The sequence below is a fragment of the Acetobacter fallax genome (assembly GCF_011516735.1).
In the GTDB taxonomy this organism is placed as follows: Bacteria; Pseudomonadota; Alphaproteobacteria; order Acetobacterales; family Acetobacteraceae; genus Acetobacter; species Acetobacter fallax.
Window position 1 is genome coordinate 1 of the sequence record NZ_WOSX01000023.1, and the last position, 15,805, is coordinate 15,805.

At 57.8% G+C, this 15,805-nt stretch carries 13 protein-coding genes and 2 pseudogenes; 6 read left to right on the top strand and 9 right to left on the bottom strand.

The window, feature by feature from the left end; translation table 11 throughout:
• Nucleotides 1-98, top strand: a pseudogene (locus GOB85_RS11665) (IS5/IS1182 family transposase); the annotation flags it as partial.
• 11 nt (nt 99-109) lie between these two features.
• On the opposite strand, the pseudogene GOB85_RS11670 reads toward GOB85_RS11665, so the two are convergent.
• Together GOB85_RS11670 and rpsA are read right to left on the bottom strand one after the other, a co-directional pair.
• Nucleotides 110-2,449: pseudogene (locus GOB85_RS11670) on the bottom strand (glycosyltransferase family protein); the annotation flags it as partial.
• 194 nt (nt 2,450-2,643) lie between these two features.
• Entirely contained in the window at nt 2,644-4,356 is a 1,713-nt protein-coding gene (rpsA, locus tag GOB85_RS11675; RefSeq protein ID WP_173577714.1) for a 30S ribosomal protein S1, read from the bottom strand.
• A gap of 411 nt (nt 4,357-4,767) precedes the next feature.
• On the opposite strand from rpsA, the gene GOB85_RS11680 reads away from it, so the two are divergent.
• The 5 genes from GOB85_RS11680 to GOB85_RS11700 all read left to right on the top strand — a co-directional run bounded on the left by GOB85_RS11680 (nt 4,768) and on the right by GOB85_RS11700 (nt 10,641).
• Nucleotides 4,768-5,937, top strand: coding sequence for an oxalate decarboxylase family bicupin (locus tag GOB85_RS11680; protein ID WP_173577715.1), 1,170 nt, complete (start codon nt 4,768-4,770; stop codon nt 5,935-5,937).
• Nucleotides 5,937-6,596, top strand: a complete 660-nt coding sequence (locus GOB85_RS11685; RefSeq protein ID WP_173577716.1) for a YoaK family protein — start codon at nt 5,937-5,939, stop codon at nt 6,594-6,596. Before GOB85_RS11680 ends, GOB85_RS11685 begins: the two co-directional genes overlap by 1 nt.
• A 319-nt stretch (nt 6,597-6,915) precedes the next feature.
• A complete protein-coding gene (locus GOB85_RS11690; protein ID WP_242011472.1) occupies nt 6,916-8,133 on the top strand; it encodes an OprO/OprP family phosphate-selective porin in 1,218 nt (405 codons plus the stop codon).
• A 528-nt stretch (nt 8,134-8,661) separates the two neighbouring features.
• A complete protein-coding gene (locus GOB85_RS11695) occupies nt 8,662-9,612 on the top strand; it encodes a hypothetical protein (protein ID WP_173577718.1) in 951 nt (316 codons plus the stop codon).
• A 672-nt stretch (nt 9,613-10,284) separates the two neighbouring features.
• Complete coding sequence (locus GOB85_RS11700) at nt 10,285-10,641, top strand: hypothetical protein (protein WP_173577719.1); 357 nt, start codon at nt 10,285-10,287, stop codon at nt 10,639-10,641.
• Here GOB85_RS11700 and GOB85_RS11705 read toward each other — a convergent pair.
• The 7 genes from GOB85_RS11705 to GOB85_RS11735 are packed head-to-tail and all read right to left on the bottom strand — an operon-like array spanning nt 10,583 to nt 15,583.
• Nucleotides 10,583-12,244 (bottom strand): ArnT family glycosyltransferase, encoded by a 1,662-nt coding sequence (locus GOB85_RS11705; protein ID WP_408737069.1) that lies wholly within the window; start codon nt 12,242-12,244, stop codon nt 10,583-10,585. The genes GOB85_RS11700 and GOB85_RS11705 overlap by 59 nt on opposite strands.
• Nucleotides 12,245-12,267: 23 nt before the next feature.
• On the bottom strand, nt 12,268-13,044 hold the full coding sequence (locus GOB85_RS11710) for a glycosyltransferase family 2 protein (protein WP_173577720.1): 777 nt from the start codon (nt 13,042-13,044) through the stop codon (nt 12,268-12,270).
• A 14-nt stretch (nt 13,045-13,058) separates the two neighbouring features.
• A complete protein-coding gene (locus GOB85_RS11715) occupies nt 13,059-13,562 on the bottom strand; it encodes a F0F1 ATP synthase subunit B family protein (RefSeq protein ID WP_173577721.1) in 504 nt (167 codons plus the stop codon).
• A 44-nt stretch (nt 13,563-13,606) separates the two neighbouring features.
• Nucleotides 13,607-14,203, bottom strand: coding sequence for a F0F1 ATP synthase subunit B family protein (locus GOB85_RS11720; RefSeq protein ID WP_338421719.1), 597 nt, complete (start codon nt 14,201-14,203; stop codon nt 13,607-13,609).
• Nucleotides 14,204-14,219: 16 nt separating this feature from the next.
• Nucleotides 14,220-14,444: an ATP synthase subunit C family protein gene (locus GOB85_RS11725; protein ID WP_146886574.1), complete on the bottom strand. Its 225-nt coding sequence runs from the start codon at nt 14,442-14,444 to the stop codon at nt 14,220-14,222.
• 52 nt (nt 14,445-14,496) lie between these two features.
• The gene (locus GOB85_RS11730) at nt 14,497-15,246 is read right to left on the bottom strand and encodes a F0F1 ATP synthase subunit A (protein WP_173577722.1); all 750 of its coding nucleotides are present in this window, start codon (nt 15,244-15,246) and stop codon (nt 14,497-14,499) included.
• A 31-nt stretch (nt 15,247-15,277) separates the two neighbouring features.
• Nucleotides 15,278-15,583, bottom strand: coding sequence for an AtpZ/AtpI family protein (locus tag GOB85_RS11735; RefSeq protein WP_173577723.1), 306 nt, complete (start codon nt 15,581-15,583; stop codon nt 15,278-15,280).
• Nucleotides 15,584-15,805 lie beyond the last annotated feature (222 nt).

A 15,805-nucleotide genomic window follows, 5' to 3' on the forward strand; every position in this document is an offset into this window, starting at 1 on the left:
CGAAGGATGTCGAGACAACAATCTCGTCATCCTGCGCATGGTTGATGATTGCCCATATCCGCAGAGTTCTGCGAAAAATCAATCAAACCGCTTTCTGATTCAGGCTCTCAGGCAGCTCAACCGCAATATCGCGCTGTGTCGGCGGATCGAAAATATGCCGCGGCGGCGCCTGATGCTTCCATGACGCATGCGGCAGCAGATGAACCTGGCCAACATCGAACTGAACGTTGCTGCTGCCCATCGTCCGGCGCGGCGCGGCTTTTCTGTAAACATCGAGAAGAGCAACGCCATAGTCACGCGCATTGGTCCACAGCGCCGGCGAGATATTCGACATCAGCCGCTCGCGCGTGCCCTCGCTGCACCGGATCAGCTCCAGCCGCTGCAGAACATCAGCCGGGCTGCCGATCGGCACTTTGTAGCCATTCACGTCATTAACGACACGATCACCCAGCGCCCCGACATCGGTCACAATCGGAATAAGTCCGTTCGCCCAGGCCTCAGACAGCGAAATACAATACGTCTCAGGCCAGATCGACAGATTGAGCGCAACATCCGCAATCTTCAGCGCATCAATATCACCAGCCGAATAACGGCCATAAGTAATAACGTTCTTCCGACCCATATTGTTCAGCACACCCTCATATTCAGGATGCACATAACCAAAAATATGGAACTCAAAGAGATCCGGATGCGCCATCTCAATCACGCTCAGAACCGCATCCGCGCCCTTTGTGCGCAGAAAGTTCCCGATGATCGCAATCGACAGACGACGCCCGTTCAGAGGCGCGTAAGGCTTTTTCTCAACCGGCGCCGGCGTTTCAGGAGAAGGAATCCCGAGGATCAGACTCTCCTTCTGATCCAGATGTGGATAGACCGTATGCGTCAGATTCCGTGAATGCTCGGTTCCGAACAGGATCGCATCCACAGAATCCAGCATCTTCGCAACAAAAGCCCGACGCGTCTGTTCACCGCCAAACTCAACATTGTCCGACCGCCTGAGCGAAATATCCGCCGCAAGCACCCATTTCACATCTTCCTCGCAATAGCGAAGCTCATGGTTCAGCAGATTATAGCGCGATGACACCAAAAAGAAGTCATGTGCCGAAAAGACAACGCCAGCACCATTGGCTTTCGCAATAATCGGAAGCGAAAGACAGTGATGTCCAAGATGCTGAAAATGAACGATGTCGAAATTATACTGACTCAGCGCGCTGGAGAATGCCATCTCCTCCACGCCATCACACATCGTGTCCAGCCAGCCGGTATCGGGAACGTCGAAACTCTCAATCTCCCGCCCGCTCGCATCCGTCAGACGGCACATGCCGTCGCGATGCAGCCAGTAGAAGAACTCCACATCCCGCAGCAGTATCGATGAAATCGTCTGCTGATAAACCTCAACACCACCCCACGCCTGCTCATGAATGGTGGAGTGCGTGCACATCAGCACCCGAAGCCGCCCGCGCCGCGCCGGCACGGCGACCGGAACATTCCGGTGCCGGCTGAAATCCGCGCCCGTCACATCCATCATCCGCCGCAGGCGATGCTCGTAAAGATGCGATTCAAGCACGGCTTTCTGAGCCGCGGTCGCGGATTTACGGCGCATCGTCCTGTTGGACAGAAGCGCATCAATGTGTTCGACAACCCCCTCAACAGTCCGCGCCAGACCCACACCAGCCACTTCCCTGATGTAGTCCTCGTTGAGTTGCTCACCCGCCTCGACAACCTGCGCCGTACCCGCAAGCGCAAGCTCATAAAAACGCGGACCGGGAGCGGTCGCCTGCCCAACATCACCATGACTGGCATAGTCACGGAACATGGTCAGCGTGACGGCACTGGCATTCGCAAAATCAATGAATGCTTCATGGCTGATCGGACGCTGGATCGCCAGATCGGCAATATCCGCCGGAAGCGGCGGCAGATATTCGTTCCCTGGGCAGATCAGCTTGACCCGCGCATCAGGGAAAGCCGTGATCACACGACGAAGCGTATGAACCCGGTTCGGCCACATCGTTCCGGCAAAGAAAATGTCATAATCCAGATCGGCGGCAGACTTCACCTTCCGTTCGTGGAAAGACAAACTCGCGGCCAGCGGCAGATAATGCCCCTTGCCCAGATAGAAATCGACGCAGGACGGATCGTTCGTAAAGACGTAATCAAAAAGCCCGATATTATCGACATTGAAAGTCACCATAAAGGGATCTTCAAATGCCCAGAAAATCATCGTTTTGAAAGCCGGACGGACACGGCGCATAAGCTCCATATTGATCTGCTGGCCATCAATACAGATCAGAACATCATGCTCGCCGGACGCCGCCAGACCGGCAAGCGTCATGTTATCGGCAACAACAACATTATCGTCACCCAGAACTGTTTTTGCCGAACGCTCAAAAGCCAGCGTCAGGTAATAGTTCGGATTATGCGTGTAGTTCGTGTTGTATATGATCGCCATGAATTACGCAGACGTCGCCGTCCTCGCCTTCCTTACTGAATTACACCGACCCGATTTCGTCTCTGTTAACGGACACTACCGCAAACGTGACAGGGAAAAAAGGCCCCACTCCGGAACGTTCTCATGACACTCAAAAAAAATGGCATCTCATGAAGAGATGCCATTTTCTCAGTTCTGAACTGCCAGAAATTTAATCAGGCGTCAGAGTTGCGGCGCCGGATGGCAGCCCCGAGAATATCACCCAGGGACGCACCGCTGTCAGACGATCCATACTCATTGATCGCCTGCTTGTCCTCATCAGCCTCACGACCGCGAACGGTCAGCGCAAGCTTACGGGCCGCACGGTCAACCGACACGATCTTCGCGTCAATCTTTTCACCGATGGCGAAACGCTCAGGACGCTGCTCAGCCTTGTCACGAGCCAGCTCAGCACGACGGATGAAGCCGGTCAGAACATCGTCAACCTTCACTTCAACGCCGTTCGTCTGAACGCCGGTCACCACGCAGGTAACAATCGCGCCCTTCTGAACATGCGACAGAACGTCAGCCGCCGGATCTTCCTGAAGCTGCTTGATACCGAGAGAGATACGCTCTTTCTCAACATCAACGTCCAGAACCTTGGCCTTAACGACCTGGCCCTTTTCGTAGCTCTTCATGGCTTCTTCGCCGGCCTCATCCCAGGACAGGTCGGACATGTGAACCATGCCATCGATATCCGCGGACAGACCAACAAACAGACCGAACTCGGTGATGTTGCGGATCTCGCCTTCGACGATCGAGCCAACCTTATGCTCTTCGGCGAACTGCTCCCACGGATTGCGCTGAACCTGCTTCAGACCAAGCGAGATACGACGCTTGCCGCTGTCCACATCCAGAACCATGACGTCGACTTCCTGCGAAGTGGCGACGATCTTGCCCGGATGGACGTTCTTTTTCGTCCAGGACATCTCGGAAACATGCACCAGACCTTCAACACCCGGCTCAAGCTCAACGAACGCACCGTAATCGGTGATGTTCGTGACACGACCCGTGAAGCGTGCGCCCGGCGGATACTTAAGCGCCACGTTCTCCCACGGATCAGCCTCAAGCTGCTTCATGCCGAGAGAAATGCGCTGCGTCTCCGGGTTGAAGCGGATGACCTGCACGCGAACCGGCTGGCCGATCTGCAGAGCCTCGGAAGGATGGTTGATGCGCTTCCACGCAATATCCGTCACATGCAGCAGGCCATCGACGCCGCCGAGATCCACGAACGCGCCGTAATCGGTGATGTTCTTGACCACGCCGTCGAGGATCATGCCCTCTTTCAGACCCTGAATCAGCTCGCTGCGCTGCTCGGCGCGCGTCTCTTCAAGAACCGCACGACGCGATACAACGATGTTGCCGCGTGCGCGATCCATCTTCAGGATCTGGAAAGGCTGCGGAATGCCCATCAGAGGCGTCACATCGCGAACCGGCCGAATATCGACCTGGCTGCCCGGAAGGAACGCCATGGCGCCGCCGAGATCAACGGTGAAGCCACCCTTCACACGACCATAGATCGTGCCGTTGACGCGCTGGTTTGCCTCGAAGGCCTTCTCCAGGTTCGTCCAGGCCTCTTCACGACGCGCCTTCTCACGCGACAGAACGATCGAACCGTCACGATCCTCGTAGCGCTCGATGTAAAGCTCAACGGTATCACCCGGCTTGACCTCAGGCGTCACGCCCGGCGGACCAAACTCACGAAGTGAAACGCGCCCTTCGCTCTTCAAACCAACATCAACGATTGCATAATCATCGGTGAGGCGAACGACACGTCCCTTAACGACCGACCCTTCAAAGCCACTGTCCTTCCCGAGTGTTTCATCGAGAAGCGCCGCGAAATCTTCGCCGGCGAAGTGGTCAGTTGCTGTCTGTGTGGCTGAAGCCATTTAAAAAACTATTCCCTGCCAGAGAAAAACCCTGGCAATTCCTGCGCCCCGCACCCTGGCGAAACGACCTGCCCGAACTCTCCGCGACATCAGCCACGAAGACAGACCTCAATTAAAAAACCATGCCCCGAACTCTTCGCGCGGGCCATGAGGCGGGATGAAAGACATGCGTACAACAGCTTTGTCAATAGAAAGCACCGCATGGCGGCCCCATACCGGAAACTCGCGGAAAACCGGAGCACAACACCACGCCGGTAACGCCTCTGCTTCCCCACGGTTCACCGCTCCGGCGCCTTATCACGATCCGGTGATGAGAATCAGAAAAACCCCTGTTCTTGACAAGGATCAATGGAACGCACCGCCAACGAGACATAGTTTGACACAGTTCCAGTCACATCAAAGGCCCGCCCCATGACCGATCTCCCCTGGCTTGCGTCAAAGCCCGAAGCCCCCGAACCCATCCGCGGCGATCGCGGCGCCCCGATCCTCGGCCCCCGCAACCTGGCCCGGGAACGCGAAGTCCCCGACCTCCTCGCTTCCCCGGATACCGACGCCGGAACCATTCCCAACCTGAAATTCTCCTACGCCGATGCCCGTAACCGCCTCGGCACCGGCGGCTGGGCGCGCGAAATCACCATCCGCGAACTCCCCGCCGCAACAACCCTGGCCGGCGTCAATATGCGCCTGAAAGCCGGGGGATACCGCGAACTGCACTACCACAAAGAAGCCGAATGGGGCTTCATGATCGCAGGCAAAGCCCGCGTGACTGCCCTCGACACCGAAGGACGCCCCTTCGTGGACGACGTCGAAGCCGGCGACATCTGGAACTTTCCCGCCGGAATCCCTCATTCCATCCAGGGCCTCGGCACCGAAGGCTGCGAATTCCTCCTCGTCTTCGATGACGCGAACTTCTCCGAAAACGAGACCTTCCTCATCAGCGACTGGTTCGCTCACACCCCGCGCCACATCCTCGCGAAGAATTTCGGCGTCCCGGAATCCGCCTTCGCCAACCTTCCCACCGAAGTCGAAAAAACCCGCTGGATCTTCAGCGGCACCGAACCCACCATCTGTAAGGAAGACGCAATAAAGTGCCCGCAGGGCCCGTCCCCGATCCGCTACACCCACCGCTTCCTGCAACAGGAACCCGCCAAAGCCGCCGGGGGCACCGTTCGCGTCGTCGACTCCCGCAACTTTCCCGCGGCCTCCACCATCGCCGCCGCCATCAACGTCGTCGAACCCGGCCGGATGCGCGAACTCCACTGGCACCCCAACAATGACGAATGGCAGTATTTCGTCCGTGGCCGCGCCCGCATGACCGTCTTCGCCTCAGGCGGCAAAGCCCGCACCTTCGATTACTGCGCCGGTGACGTCGGATACGTCCCGCTCGGCATGGGTCACTACCTGGAAAATATCGGCGACGAACCCATGGTCTTCCTGGAAGCCTTCAAAAGCGACAAATTCGCGGACTTCTCAGCCAACCAGTGGCTCGGCCTCTCCCCCCGCCAGATGGTCAGAGAACACCTCAACCTGGATGACGAAACCCTGTCGAAACTCCGTCAGGACAAGCCCCTCATCGTCTGATGAGCCCCATATCGCACTCGGCCCTGCGCGTCATCGCGCTGGGCCTTATCGCCGGTTATGTCGATGCAGTGGGTTACGTCGAACTCCACGGCATCTTCTCCGCCGCCATGACCGGAAACTCCACGAGTTTCGGCGTTTCCCTCGCCGAAGGAGAATGGCCCAGGATCGCAACAATCGGCACAGTCCTCGGCCTCTTCTTCCTCGGCGCCCTCGCCGCCAGCATCCTTCGCCGGTCCCTGCGCGCCTATCGTCACGAATGGCTCTGGATCGCCGCCCTTCTCGTGCTCGCCCAGATCCTGCACTGGTTGCATCCCGCAAATTCCGGCTCGAAAACCGAAATCCTGCTTCTCACCGTCGCCATGGCCATGCAGGGAGAAGTCCTCTCCCGCTTCTCCGGCATCTCCGTTCAGACGATCGTGGTCACCAATAACATCATAAAATTTGCCGATAATATCGCCGCGTTTCTCTGGAAACTAAAAGCCGGAAAACCCGCCTTCTCCCTCGCAGCCGCCCTCCCCGGCCTCGGCTGGACAAGCTGCATCGCAGGCGCGTTCCTCTCCGTTCCCATGCGGCACGCCACCTCGGGGTTTTTCCTGCTCCCGGTCCCGCTGCTGATCGCCCTCTGCTTCCTCAGCCCTGATGAACCGGAAAACAGCTGAGCAAAACGGCACTCCTCACCCTCAGACCGACATGACAGTTCCGTGTCTTTCCGGATCACCGGCCAGTATGCCGGAAACGACCGCAAATCTGCCTTCAGCGAGCGTCACAAGCCCCTTCCCAGGCAAAAGCCCCGCCTGGCCCGGTAACGTCAAACCCGGATACTGAGTCGCCACGAACGCGATCCTCAGCCATAAACACTACTGGCCAGCGACAGGAGTGCTGCGCGAAACACCATCGGATCAGTTACCGTCTGCGATGAAAACAACCCTCCGGAAAACTCCTGATGACGCCACAGAACCCCATCAGAAACCCGCTCCGTTGCCCACATGCACACGCAGATCAAGCCAGATCCTCCGCACCATCATCACGACCGCCATCCTCCACACCACCTCCGTCCAGGCGGGCACTATCCCCAGCTTCACGTTCGGCGGGATCACCATAAAACCCTACGCCACCGACCAGCTCGATATCGGCGGTTATCCCTCAGCCAGCCCCACCCGTCCCGGCACAGACGCCAGCGGCGCCCGCATCAGAAACGGTGCCCGCGTCACCATCCGTGATCAGATCGAAATCGGCGGCATCTGGGATTTCGGTCCGGCCCCCGGCGGACCCATGCGACTGTTTGAAGGCGCCATCGCCTATACAGGTCTGAAACATTTCCTGTTCCGCGTCGGTGTTTTCAAACCCAGCTTCGGCCTGGAATCAGACGAGGCCCAGGGCGATACCGTTTTCATCGAACGGTCCGCCATCTCAACCGTCACACGAAACCTCGCCGCCGGCATCGAGCGCGAAGCCGTGGAAGCTGAAACCTTTGGTGATCGCTACCATATCGCCGTTTCGGCCACCGCCGGCACCTCCGGGCCTGAACATGACGGCAACCAGAGAGGCATCGCCTTCCGCTTCGCCGGTCTTCCGCTCAAAACAGGCAACGCCCTTCTCCATCTGGGCTTCTCCGGCGAATGGGTCTTCCGTCCCGCCTATGATGGCCCCAACGGCCGCAGCGTCTCTTTTTCAGACACACCGGAAGGCAATAACGGCGAAACCAGCCACTTCCTCAACACCAGCGCCATCCCGGCACGAAGCGCCGGTGCCTTCGGGCTTGAAGCCGCCGGTCAGTGGCGCCGCCTCCTCGTTCAGGGGGAAGCCTACACCATCACAGTCAACACACGCCCACCCGCAACAACGAACACGCTCCATTATTACGGCTGGTACGGCATGGCCGCATACACAATCGCAGGTCGTCCCCGAAAATGGAAAGCCCGTGCCGGCGCCTTCTCAGATCCCACCTGCGCTGCAAACCAGACCGTCATGTGCAACGGCACAGGCGTCATCGAAGCCGCCGCCCGCTACTCTCAGACCGATCTGCGTGCCCCCGTCTATTCAGGCGGCAACCAGAAAATCTGGACCGCCGGTCTCAACTGGTACCCTTTCGACATCATCCGCCTCACCCTCCAGTACCAGCACGGTCACATCACCGGTGGTAAATCCCCGGAGCGGTTTCACGCCATCATGTCGATGTTCCAGATTAAATTCTGACCCCGGCACTCACGAAAAAACACCCGCAAAAAAGCCCCGCGCCACGCACGCCGCCGCATCCGCCGTCTCCGCACAGAAAACACCACCGGCCCCCGGAACGTCCCCGTCAGAAACAGGCCGCAACAGCCCCGGCACAGCACGCTACCCCGCAGGACGATGGTCAGTGCAGATTTATGTTGCGCCGACCATGAAGACTCCTTTCCAATTCCGAACCACAACTCCACACGGGAGCACGACACGTCCCGGAGTCTGCCTCATAAGCCTCCCGACCATCCATCACGCGGATTTCCCGGATTCCGGGACGCGCAACCAGCATCACCTCTCCGCTGTCACGACCGGAAACACACCCAGGCAGCACATCTCCCGCTCAGCAGAGAAATTTCTGAAACAGACTCCGACAGATGACAGTCATTGCAGTTCTCCCCGGACATCGTGCACACAACAGGGATGAATAAGAACACAGGCGCGGAAAGACACAGTCTTCAGAAAAAAGTTGTCCGCGTAAACCGTCACGGGAGCAAACATCCAATGAAGTACACAGTCTGTCTTTCCATTCTGGCCCTCACCGCGGCCGCAACCGCTGCGAAAGCCGATGACAGCGCCTCCGTGCAGGCCATGCTCGACGCCTGCTATGCTGGCAAGCGCAGTTGCGTCATAGACCTCCAGGGCGCCACGAAAACTCTTAACAAAACATTGAAAATCAACCCGGAACTGGCCACGATCCGCAACGCCATATTTGAATGCCGCATGACATCCGGAACCTGCCTTTATGTTTCGCAGGACGGATTCCCCCATCTCGACAACGCCGCCATACACCGCCTCGAAAGCATTACCCTGAAGGGTAATAAATCCATCGACGGCATCACGATGAATTACAACGACAATAATACATTCGTCATCAACGCGACCATAACCCTCATGAGCGTGTCCATCCAGGGCTTCAACCACGGCATCACGCTTGGCAACAATGTCTGGGGTGTGGATATGTTCAACGTGCTGATCGGCAACGGAAACACCGGCATCTACACCTTGCCGAACCCACACAACTCAGGTGAGCGCTCCACCTTTGCCGGCGGCACGATCTACAACAATGTCGTCGCCGGGATCGACGAAGAATCATGCTGGGAATTTGATTTCCAGGGCACCAGCTTCGATTTCAACGCACGACAGATGATCCTGCGCGGTCCAACCTCATTCACCGGACACATCGAAAATCGCGATACAGGAAAAGCAGAAATCGTACTCGGCGCACTCGTCGGCGTTCCCGCCGGATCGATCTACATGAGCTCCGGATCAACCATCACAGTCGACGGATGGGACCCGAAAAAACCGCAGCAACCCTGCTACGTGGAAACAAGCCTGCCTTATAATAATATCAAAACTCCGGCGACACTTTACGGTTTCGGTGGAACAAAGGGCGCAGTCTGCGGTCCGGGCAAAGTTGTGACCTGGGACGGCCAGCCACTCCAGCCAAAATAAGAGTCTGCATCAGAAGTCTCTGACATAAAAACTCAAAGTCAGAGACCCCGTCAAAATATTTCCATGACCCGTGCCCGTTATCCCGCACATACAGGAAACAGACATACTCCTGCTTTGTCAGCCTGTTTGCGAAAACGAACCCGCTGTAACGCCGATCAGCTCCCTGCTCCCGGACACGCACGTGATGCACAGAACGGTCATGGCCATTGTCCTGTGTAAGACTGGCCGGTGCGGGAGTGGGACTGGCAGGTGCAGGACTGGCAGGGCTCTGCCCTGGAACCCGGCAAAGGCTCGCCTTTGCAAACCGTTTTATGATCAGCAAACCGGGGTACAGGGGCCTGCGGTCCCTGCCGGGCCCGGACAGAGCCCGGATACTCTCATCGACAGGTCAGTCTTCACAACCTCTGGAGAAAGCCCGCCCCGGGGCTTGTCCCTGAGACCCACAAAGGGGCACGGCCCCTTTGATCCTGATCCCTTTTAAGTCAATGACGGGGAGAGGCTGCACCTGTCGCCGGGAATGATGCAAACCCTCGTGAAATATGCGCATCCAGTAAATTATTCAGTTTTTGAAGGCGCTTTTAATTATTCAGTAATCCACGCCGACGATCATGCCCCTCAGAAAGACGCCGATCCACCTGGCGCCGAAACAGAGACGCAAGAGGGAAACAGACCATGCGGGTTACAGAAGCGGCACGCCTGATTGTCACGGGAAATCTGAGCCCGAATGTTCTGTGGCAAATGACCACGCTGACCGAACGTGTCGCCATTTCACTCCTCGTCGGCCGGCCGGACTACCTGCCGGTCAGTGCCAGCACGCCCAACGCCGCATGGGATACCCTCGACGCCCGTTATCGCGCTCTGGTCATGCGCCGCGCACCGATCAGAATCCGTCGGCGACTGCCCGGCTATACAAACATGCCCCGGCCATTTTCAATGATGTCAGCAGATGGACAGATCGCCCGGCGCGCCATCAGGGTGAAGGCGCACCATAAAGGCCAAGATCCAGCCATTTCCCCGTTGAATAGTTAAAGCCGGAGACCCGGCCATATTCCAGCGAGCGGATGTCTCTGCGGGCCAGTTCATCCTGGAATGCGCCAAGGTCGCGGCGGTCAACGACAACAAGACCACAGGAGGGATTACGACGCAGCATCGCAGCTCCCTCCCGCACATTACGAAGCTCAACCTGGCCATGCATCAGAAACACAAGGCTCGGCTCGGAAAAAGAACTCGAAACAACTTCCGTATCGGGACAGGGACGATACTGGTCCACAAGCTCCACCACGCGCGGTGCCAGCCAGATTGACTGAAGATGCGGAATAACCCCGAGAAACAGTCCCATATAGATGACAACCGCCGCGCCAGCCGAACACATCGCCGCCCGCCAGAGACGCGACCGGAATGTCTCTCTCAACGTCAGAGCAAGCAGCGGCAGACTACCACCAGCCGCAAGCCATGCCGAAACCGGAATCCGCCCTTCGAGCGCCTCACTCAGGCCAATGCCCGCCACCGACAGGGCAATACCCGCGGCAGCCCAGACAAACCCGTAAAACCCGAGAAAAAAACGCCCCCACAATGAACGCGGCCAGGCCTTCCATACATCCCCGGACGCCTGCAAAGCCGCACCCGTCAGAATGGCAATCGCCGGATAGGCAGGCAGCACGTAATGCGGGAGCTTCGTCGCAATCAGTTCAAACACCACCCAGAGCGGGATGATCCAGCAAAGCAGAAACCGCACCTTCCACGAGGCCCGCCACGACCAGATCACAGGCAGCGCCGCCGCCGCAAAGAACGAACCCGGCCAGAACGCAATCGCAAAGACCGCAAGATGATAGCCGGGAAACGCACCATGCGCCTCCTGACCATGTCCGATCTTGCCAAGAAAATTCCGCCCGACAGCCCGCTGGAAGAACTCGCCGTGACTCACGATCCCGATAGCAACGCACCAGGGCAGAACAACCGCCAGCATTACCAGCCATCCCCAGGCTGGACGCAGCCGCTTCAGCCATGAACGATCCCGCTCGGCAAACGCAAAAGCCAGCGGTGTCCCAAGTCCGGGAATAAGAATGACCGGCCCTTTGAGCATAAGGCCACAGCCAAGTGCACCCCAGAACAAAACCGCCGTCCACACCGGCGTGGACCGCCCGGCGGCCCGATCCCGTAATACCCGCAGAAGAACAGTCTGGACCAGAACGACGATGAGCAGCAGCATGCTGTCGATCGTCGCCATTCTCCCTTCGGCGGTCACAAGCACCGACGTCCCGAGAAGCGTCGCCGCCATCAGTCCCGCCGCCGGATTGAACAGCAGAGCCCCCATGCGAGCCGTCAGCACAACAGATGCCGTCATCGCAAGCAGAGACGGAACACGGTAAGCCCAGACTTCCCGCTCTTTCAGTGTTCCGGAAAGAGACACCGCCGCAGCCTCAAGCCAGTAAATCCCGGCAGGCTGGAGGTAGCGCGGCTTGTCCTGAAAGCGGACATCAATGAAATTGCCGCTGTCCAGCATCTGAGCCGTCGCCTGCATGTAGCGCGGCTCGTCACGATCGAACGGCGGAATACTGGCGCGACCGGGCAGCAGAAGAAAGAAAATACAGAACGCCAGCAGACCAGTTCGCGTGGCCAGAGATCGTCCCATAAGAAGTTTCGTGCCTTTCCGCCTCAGCATTCTCTGACTGACGACGGCAGTCTCGTCCGGTTTCGCAACCACATCACGCCAGGCAGATCGCGTACACCAACAACCGCACGCCCAAAATTCGTATATTTCGACTGCCCGTGCAGCCGTGAGCGATGGTGAACCGGCTTACAGAGAAGCGGTATTCCATAAGACTGCATCATGGCCGGCAAGAACCGGTGAAGCCCCTCAAAATAAGGCAGATCGAGGAAATCACTCCTGCGAAACACCTTCATCGGCGCGCCGGTATCAGGACAGCCATCATTCAGCAGCCTCTGACGCAGACCGTTCGCAAAACGGGTCGCCAGCTTCCGCCATACCGTGTCGCTGCGCTTCGGTCGCGTCCCGACAACAAGCGGTGCTCTGCCCTTTTCGGCAGCCGCCATCGCCATCGCCAGAAGAGCCGCTATTTCCGCCGGATCGTCCTGACCATCACCATCAATGGTCGCAATCCACGTCCCCCGTGCATGACGAACGCCAGTGCGCATCGCACCGGATTTTCCACAACAATGATCATGAGAAAGAATACGCAGAGTCTCAAGGCCCGGAATCCGGCGCGCTTCAATCAGCGCTGCCACCGTCCCATCACTGCTCCCATCATCCACAAACACGACCTCGACAGCCGGTAAAGTGGAGAGAACACCCGCAATTTCGCTGCAAACGGAGGAAATATTCTCCTGCTCGTTAAGCACAGCGACAACAATACTCAAAACCGGCGCGCCCTTATCCAGGATCGCACCGGTCGTTTTACTCTGCTCCGTCAACGCGGCCCCGGCGCTCAGGCAGCGCGCGAGGAAAGAGCCGCCGGCAGCCCGGCAATCGCGCTGTCCACCAGATCCGTCGATGACTGAGCCGGAAGAGACTGCTGTATCACAAGCCGGGCCCCCTCGAACGCGGCATCAACAGCCGCAGCCCGAACCTCTTCAATAGCCGCACGCTCAGCTGCAGCAATCCGGTCCCGTGCCATTTGCTCCCGACGGCGAAGCATGTCTTCCGCATCAAGACGCGCTTTGTTGGCAAGCTCTTCCGCCTGTTTCCGCGTCTGCTCGATCAGAGCATTCGCCTCAGCATAAGCCTGCTCACGCTCACGCGTGGCATCCTCGAGCATCTGCTCAGCCTCACGCCGAAGACGTGCGGATTCATCCAGCTCAAGCCGGATCTGATCAGCCCGCGCATCCAGAAGCCCTGAAAGAGGCTTCCAGATTTTAGGTCCGAAGATGACAAAAAACAGAACGAATGAGACGGCGAACCAGAAAACCGGTTCAAGAAAAAGATTAGACACCGACGTTATCCCCTCGTCACGGCTATGCTCGTCGAGTCAGATTACTAAGCAGGCTGAACAGCAACTCTCGCCACCGCCGCCTCGACAGACGCACGATCCGGCGCTTTGCCCGTCAGCCGCTGAACCAGCGTTTCTGCCACATCGCTTGCAATCGGACGAAGCGACTCCATGGCACGCTTACGCTCCGCAGCAACACCGGCTTCCGCCGAGGCAATCTCAGCTTCAAGCTTCGCGTTGATCTCAGCCAGACGCTGCGCGGCGGAAACTTTCTCCTGCTCAAGGACGGCGTCCAGATGAGCCTGAGATTCGGCAGCAGCTGTTTTTCTCGTCTCTTTCAGTTCCCGAACAGCTTTATCGGCTTCGACTTTCGCTGAATGGGCCTGATCAAGATCTCCGGTGATTCGCTCGTTACGGTTCTTCAGAACCGTCTCGACCCTGGGCAATGCCCAGTTACGAAGCGCCAGATAGAAAAACAGGAAGATAATGCCGCCCCAGATGACCTGACCAGTCACAAGAGGATTTTTGAAATCCAGCTGGGGCATGCCCGCCGCGCGCGCGCCAGGCGCCGCCGCCACGAGGAGCGGCAGGCCCGAAATCCCTGCCAGCAGGGAATGACGATTCAAAGAAACCGATAAGCGCACGAGACGTCCTCCATCCTCAGACGAACAGGATAAGGAAGGCGATCAGCAGAGCAAAAAGAGCAACAGCTTCTGTCAGCGCGAAGCCAAGCATGCCAAGGCCGAACACATGCGGGCGAGCCGCAGGGTTGCGAGCAATGCTGCTGACAAGCGTTGAGAAGATGTTGCCAAGCCCGATGCCGACACCGGCAAGAGCAATCACGGCGATACCGGCACCGATTTCACGGGCTGCAGCGATGTCCATTGTTGTTTACTTCCCTGGTTGACAAAACAGATTGACCGACAGGAGGGCCGCCTCAGTGAGCGACGGCCTCTCGCAGATAGATGCAGGTGAGAATTGCAAACACATAGGCCTGCAAAACACCAACCAGCAATTCAAGCCCGATCAGCGCAATGTTGATCGCAATCGGACCCACCGCCAGCACATCACCCACAAAGCCAAGGCCGGCCAGCATGATGACGAAGCTCGCGAAGATATCGAACATCACATGCCCGGCCACCATGTTGGCGAACAGTCGGATCGACAGACTGACAGGACGTGACAGAAACGAAAGAATTTCAATCGGCACCAGCAACGGCGCAAGCGCGAGGGGTGCGCCGGCAGGCATGAAATGCGCGAAGAATTTGAAACCCTGCACCTTCAGCGACACAACTATGGAAATCACGAAAACCATGATCGCCAGAGCGAATGTCACCGCAATATGACTTGTGAAGGTGAAGGAATGCGGGATCAGACCCAGATAATTACCGGCCAGAATAAAGAAGAACAGCGCGAAAATGAACGGAAAGAACGATGTTCCTTCCGGACCGATCGTGTCGACAGCCAGATTTCGCACGAATTCGTAACAGATCTCGGCCGCAGCCTGCAGCCGCCCCGGAACAACCGAAGCCGGCTTCATCCCGTAGAACAGAAACGCAAGCACCAGAGCGCAGGCGATAACCATATAGACAGGAGACTGACTGAGACGCAGCGCCTCTCCCAGACCACCGAGCACCGGATGCAGCTCGAACTGCCCGAGCACGTCGATACTTGAACCGCTCGCCAACGCCTTACTCTCCCCGGCCTGAGATAATCTCTCAGGATTTTTTATCACCCATGTCCGGTGGCTTTACCAGCCGCCAGACATTCAGGATACCCGCACAGCCACCCGCCATCGCGAACAGCACAAGAAAAAGAGCGCGGTAATGGAACCATCGGTCCAGACCCCACCCGACCAGAACTCCGACAACGAGACCGCCCAGCATTTCACTGCCCGCTCGCGCCGCCATCGCCACGAGGGATTTATCCTCGCTGTCAGGCTGCTGCTCTTCAGGCTGCTTTCCGGCTGCGCGGCTCTGCGCGGCACGGAGGCGTTCGTCAAAGGATGTCCTGTCCTCGTCCATATTCGCACCTCAGGATCGGGTGCATCGGCTTGCTAACGATACGGCTTTTCCGTGTCAAGCAACCGCGGCGGCTCACACCACACTTCGATACCCCGCTGACGATGATCAAAGCACCAATCCACACCCCGCCAGACAAAAAAACGCCGGATTCACAAAATCACAACAGTCTTTTAATGAATATTTCCGACCTTTTAACGACACACTTTCCACAAAAGATGAGAA

What these genes read in the sequence shown, in the direction of transcription:
- rpsA (WP_173577714.1), bottom strand. Translation starts at nt 4,356, where the DNA reads ATGGCTTCAGCCACACAGACAGCAACTGACCACTTCGCCGGCGAAGAT.
- GOB85_RS11680 (WP_173577715.1), top strand. Translation starts at nt 4,768, where the DNA reads ATGACCGATCTCCCCTGGCTTGCGTCAAAGCCCGAAGCCCCCGAACCC.
- GOB85_RS11685 (WP_173577716.1), top strand. Translation starts at nt 5,937, where the DNA reads ATGAGCCCCATATCGCACTCGGCCCTGCGCGTCATCGCGCTGGGCCTT.
- GOB85_RS11695 (WP_173577718.1), top strand. Translation starts at nt 8,662, where the DNA reads ATGAAGTACACAGTCTGTCTTTCCATTCTGGCCCTCACCGCGGCCGCA.
- GOB85_RS11700 (WP_173577719.1), top strand. Translation starts at nt 10,285, where the DNA reads ATGCGGGTTACAGAAGCGGCACGCCTGATTGTCACGGGAAATCTGAGC.
- GOB85_RS11705 (WP_408737069.1), bottom strand. Translation starts at nt 12,244, where the DNA reads ATGGGACGATCTCTGGCCACGCGAACTGGTCTGCTGGCGTTCTGTATT.
- GOB85_RS11725 (WP_146886574.1), bottom strand. Translation starts at nt 14,444, where the DNA reads ATGGACATCGCTGCAGCCCGTGAAATCGGTGCCGGTATCGCCGTGATT.
- GOB85_RS11735 (WP_173577723.1), bottom strand. Translation starts at nt 15,583, where the DNA reads ATGGACGAGGACAGGACATCCTTTGACGAACGCCTCCGTGCCGCGCAG.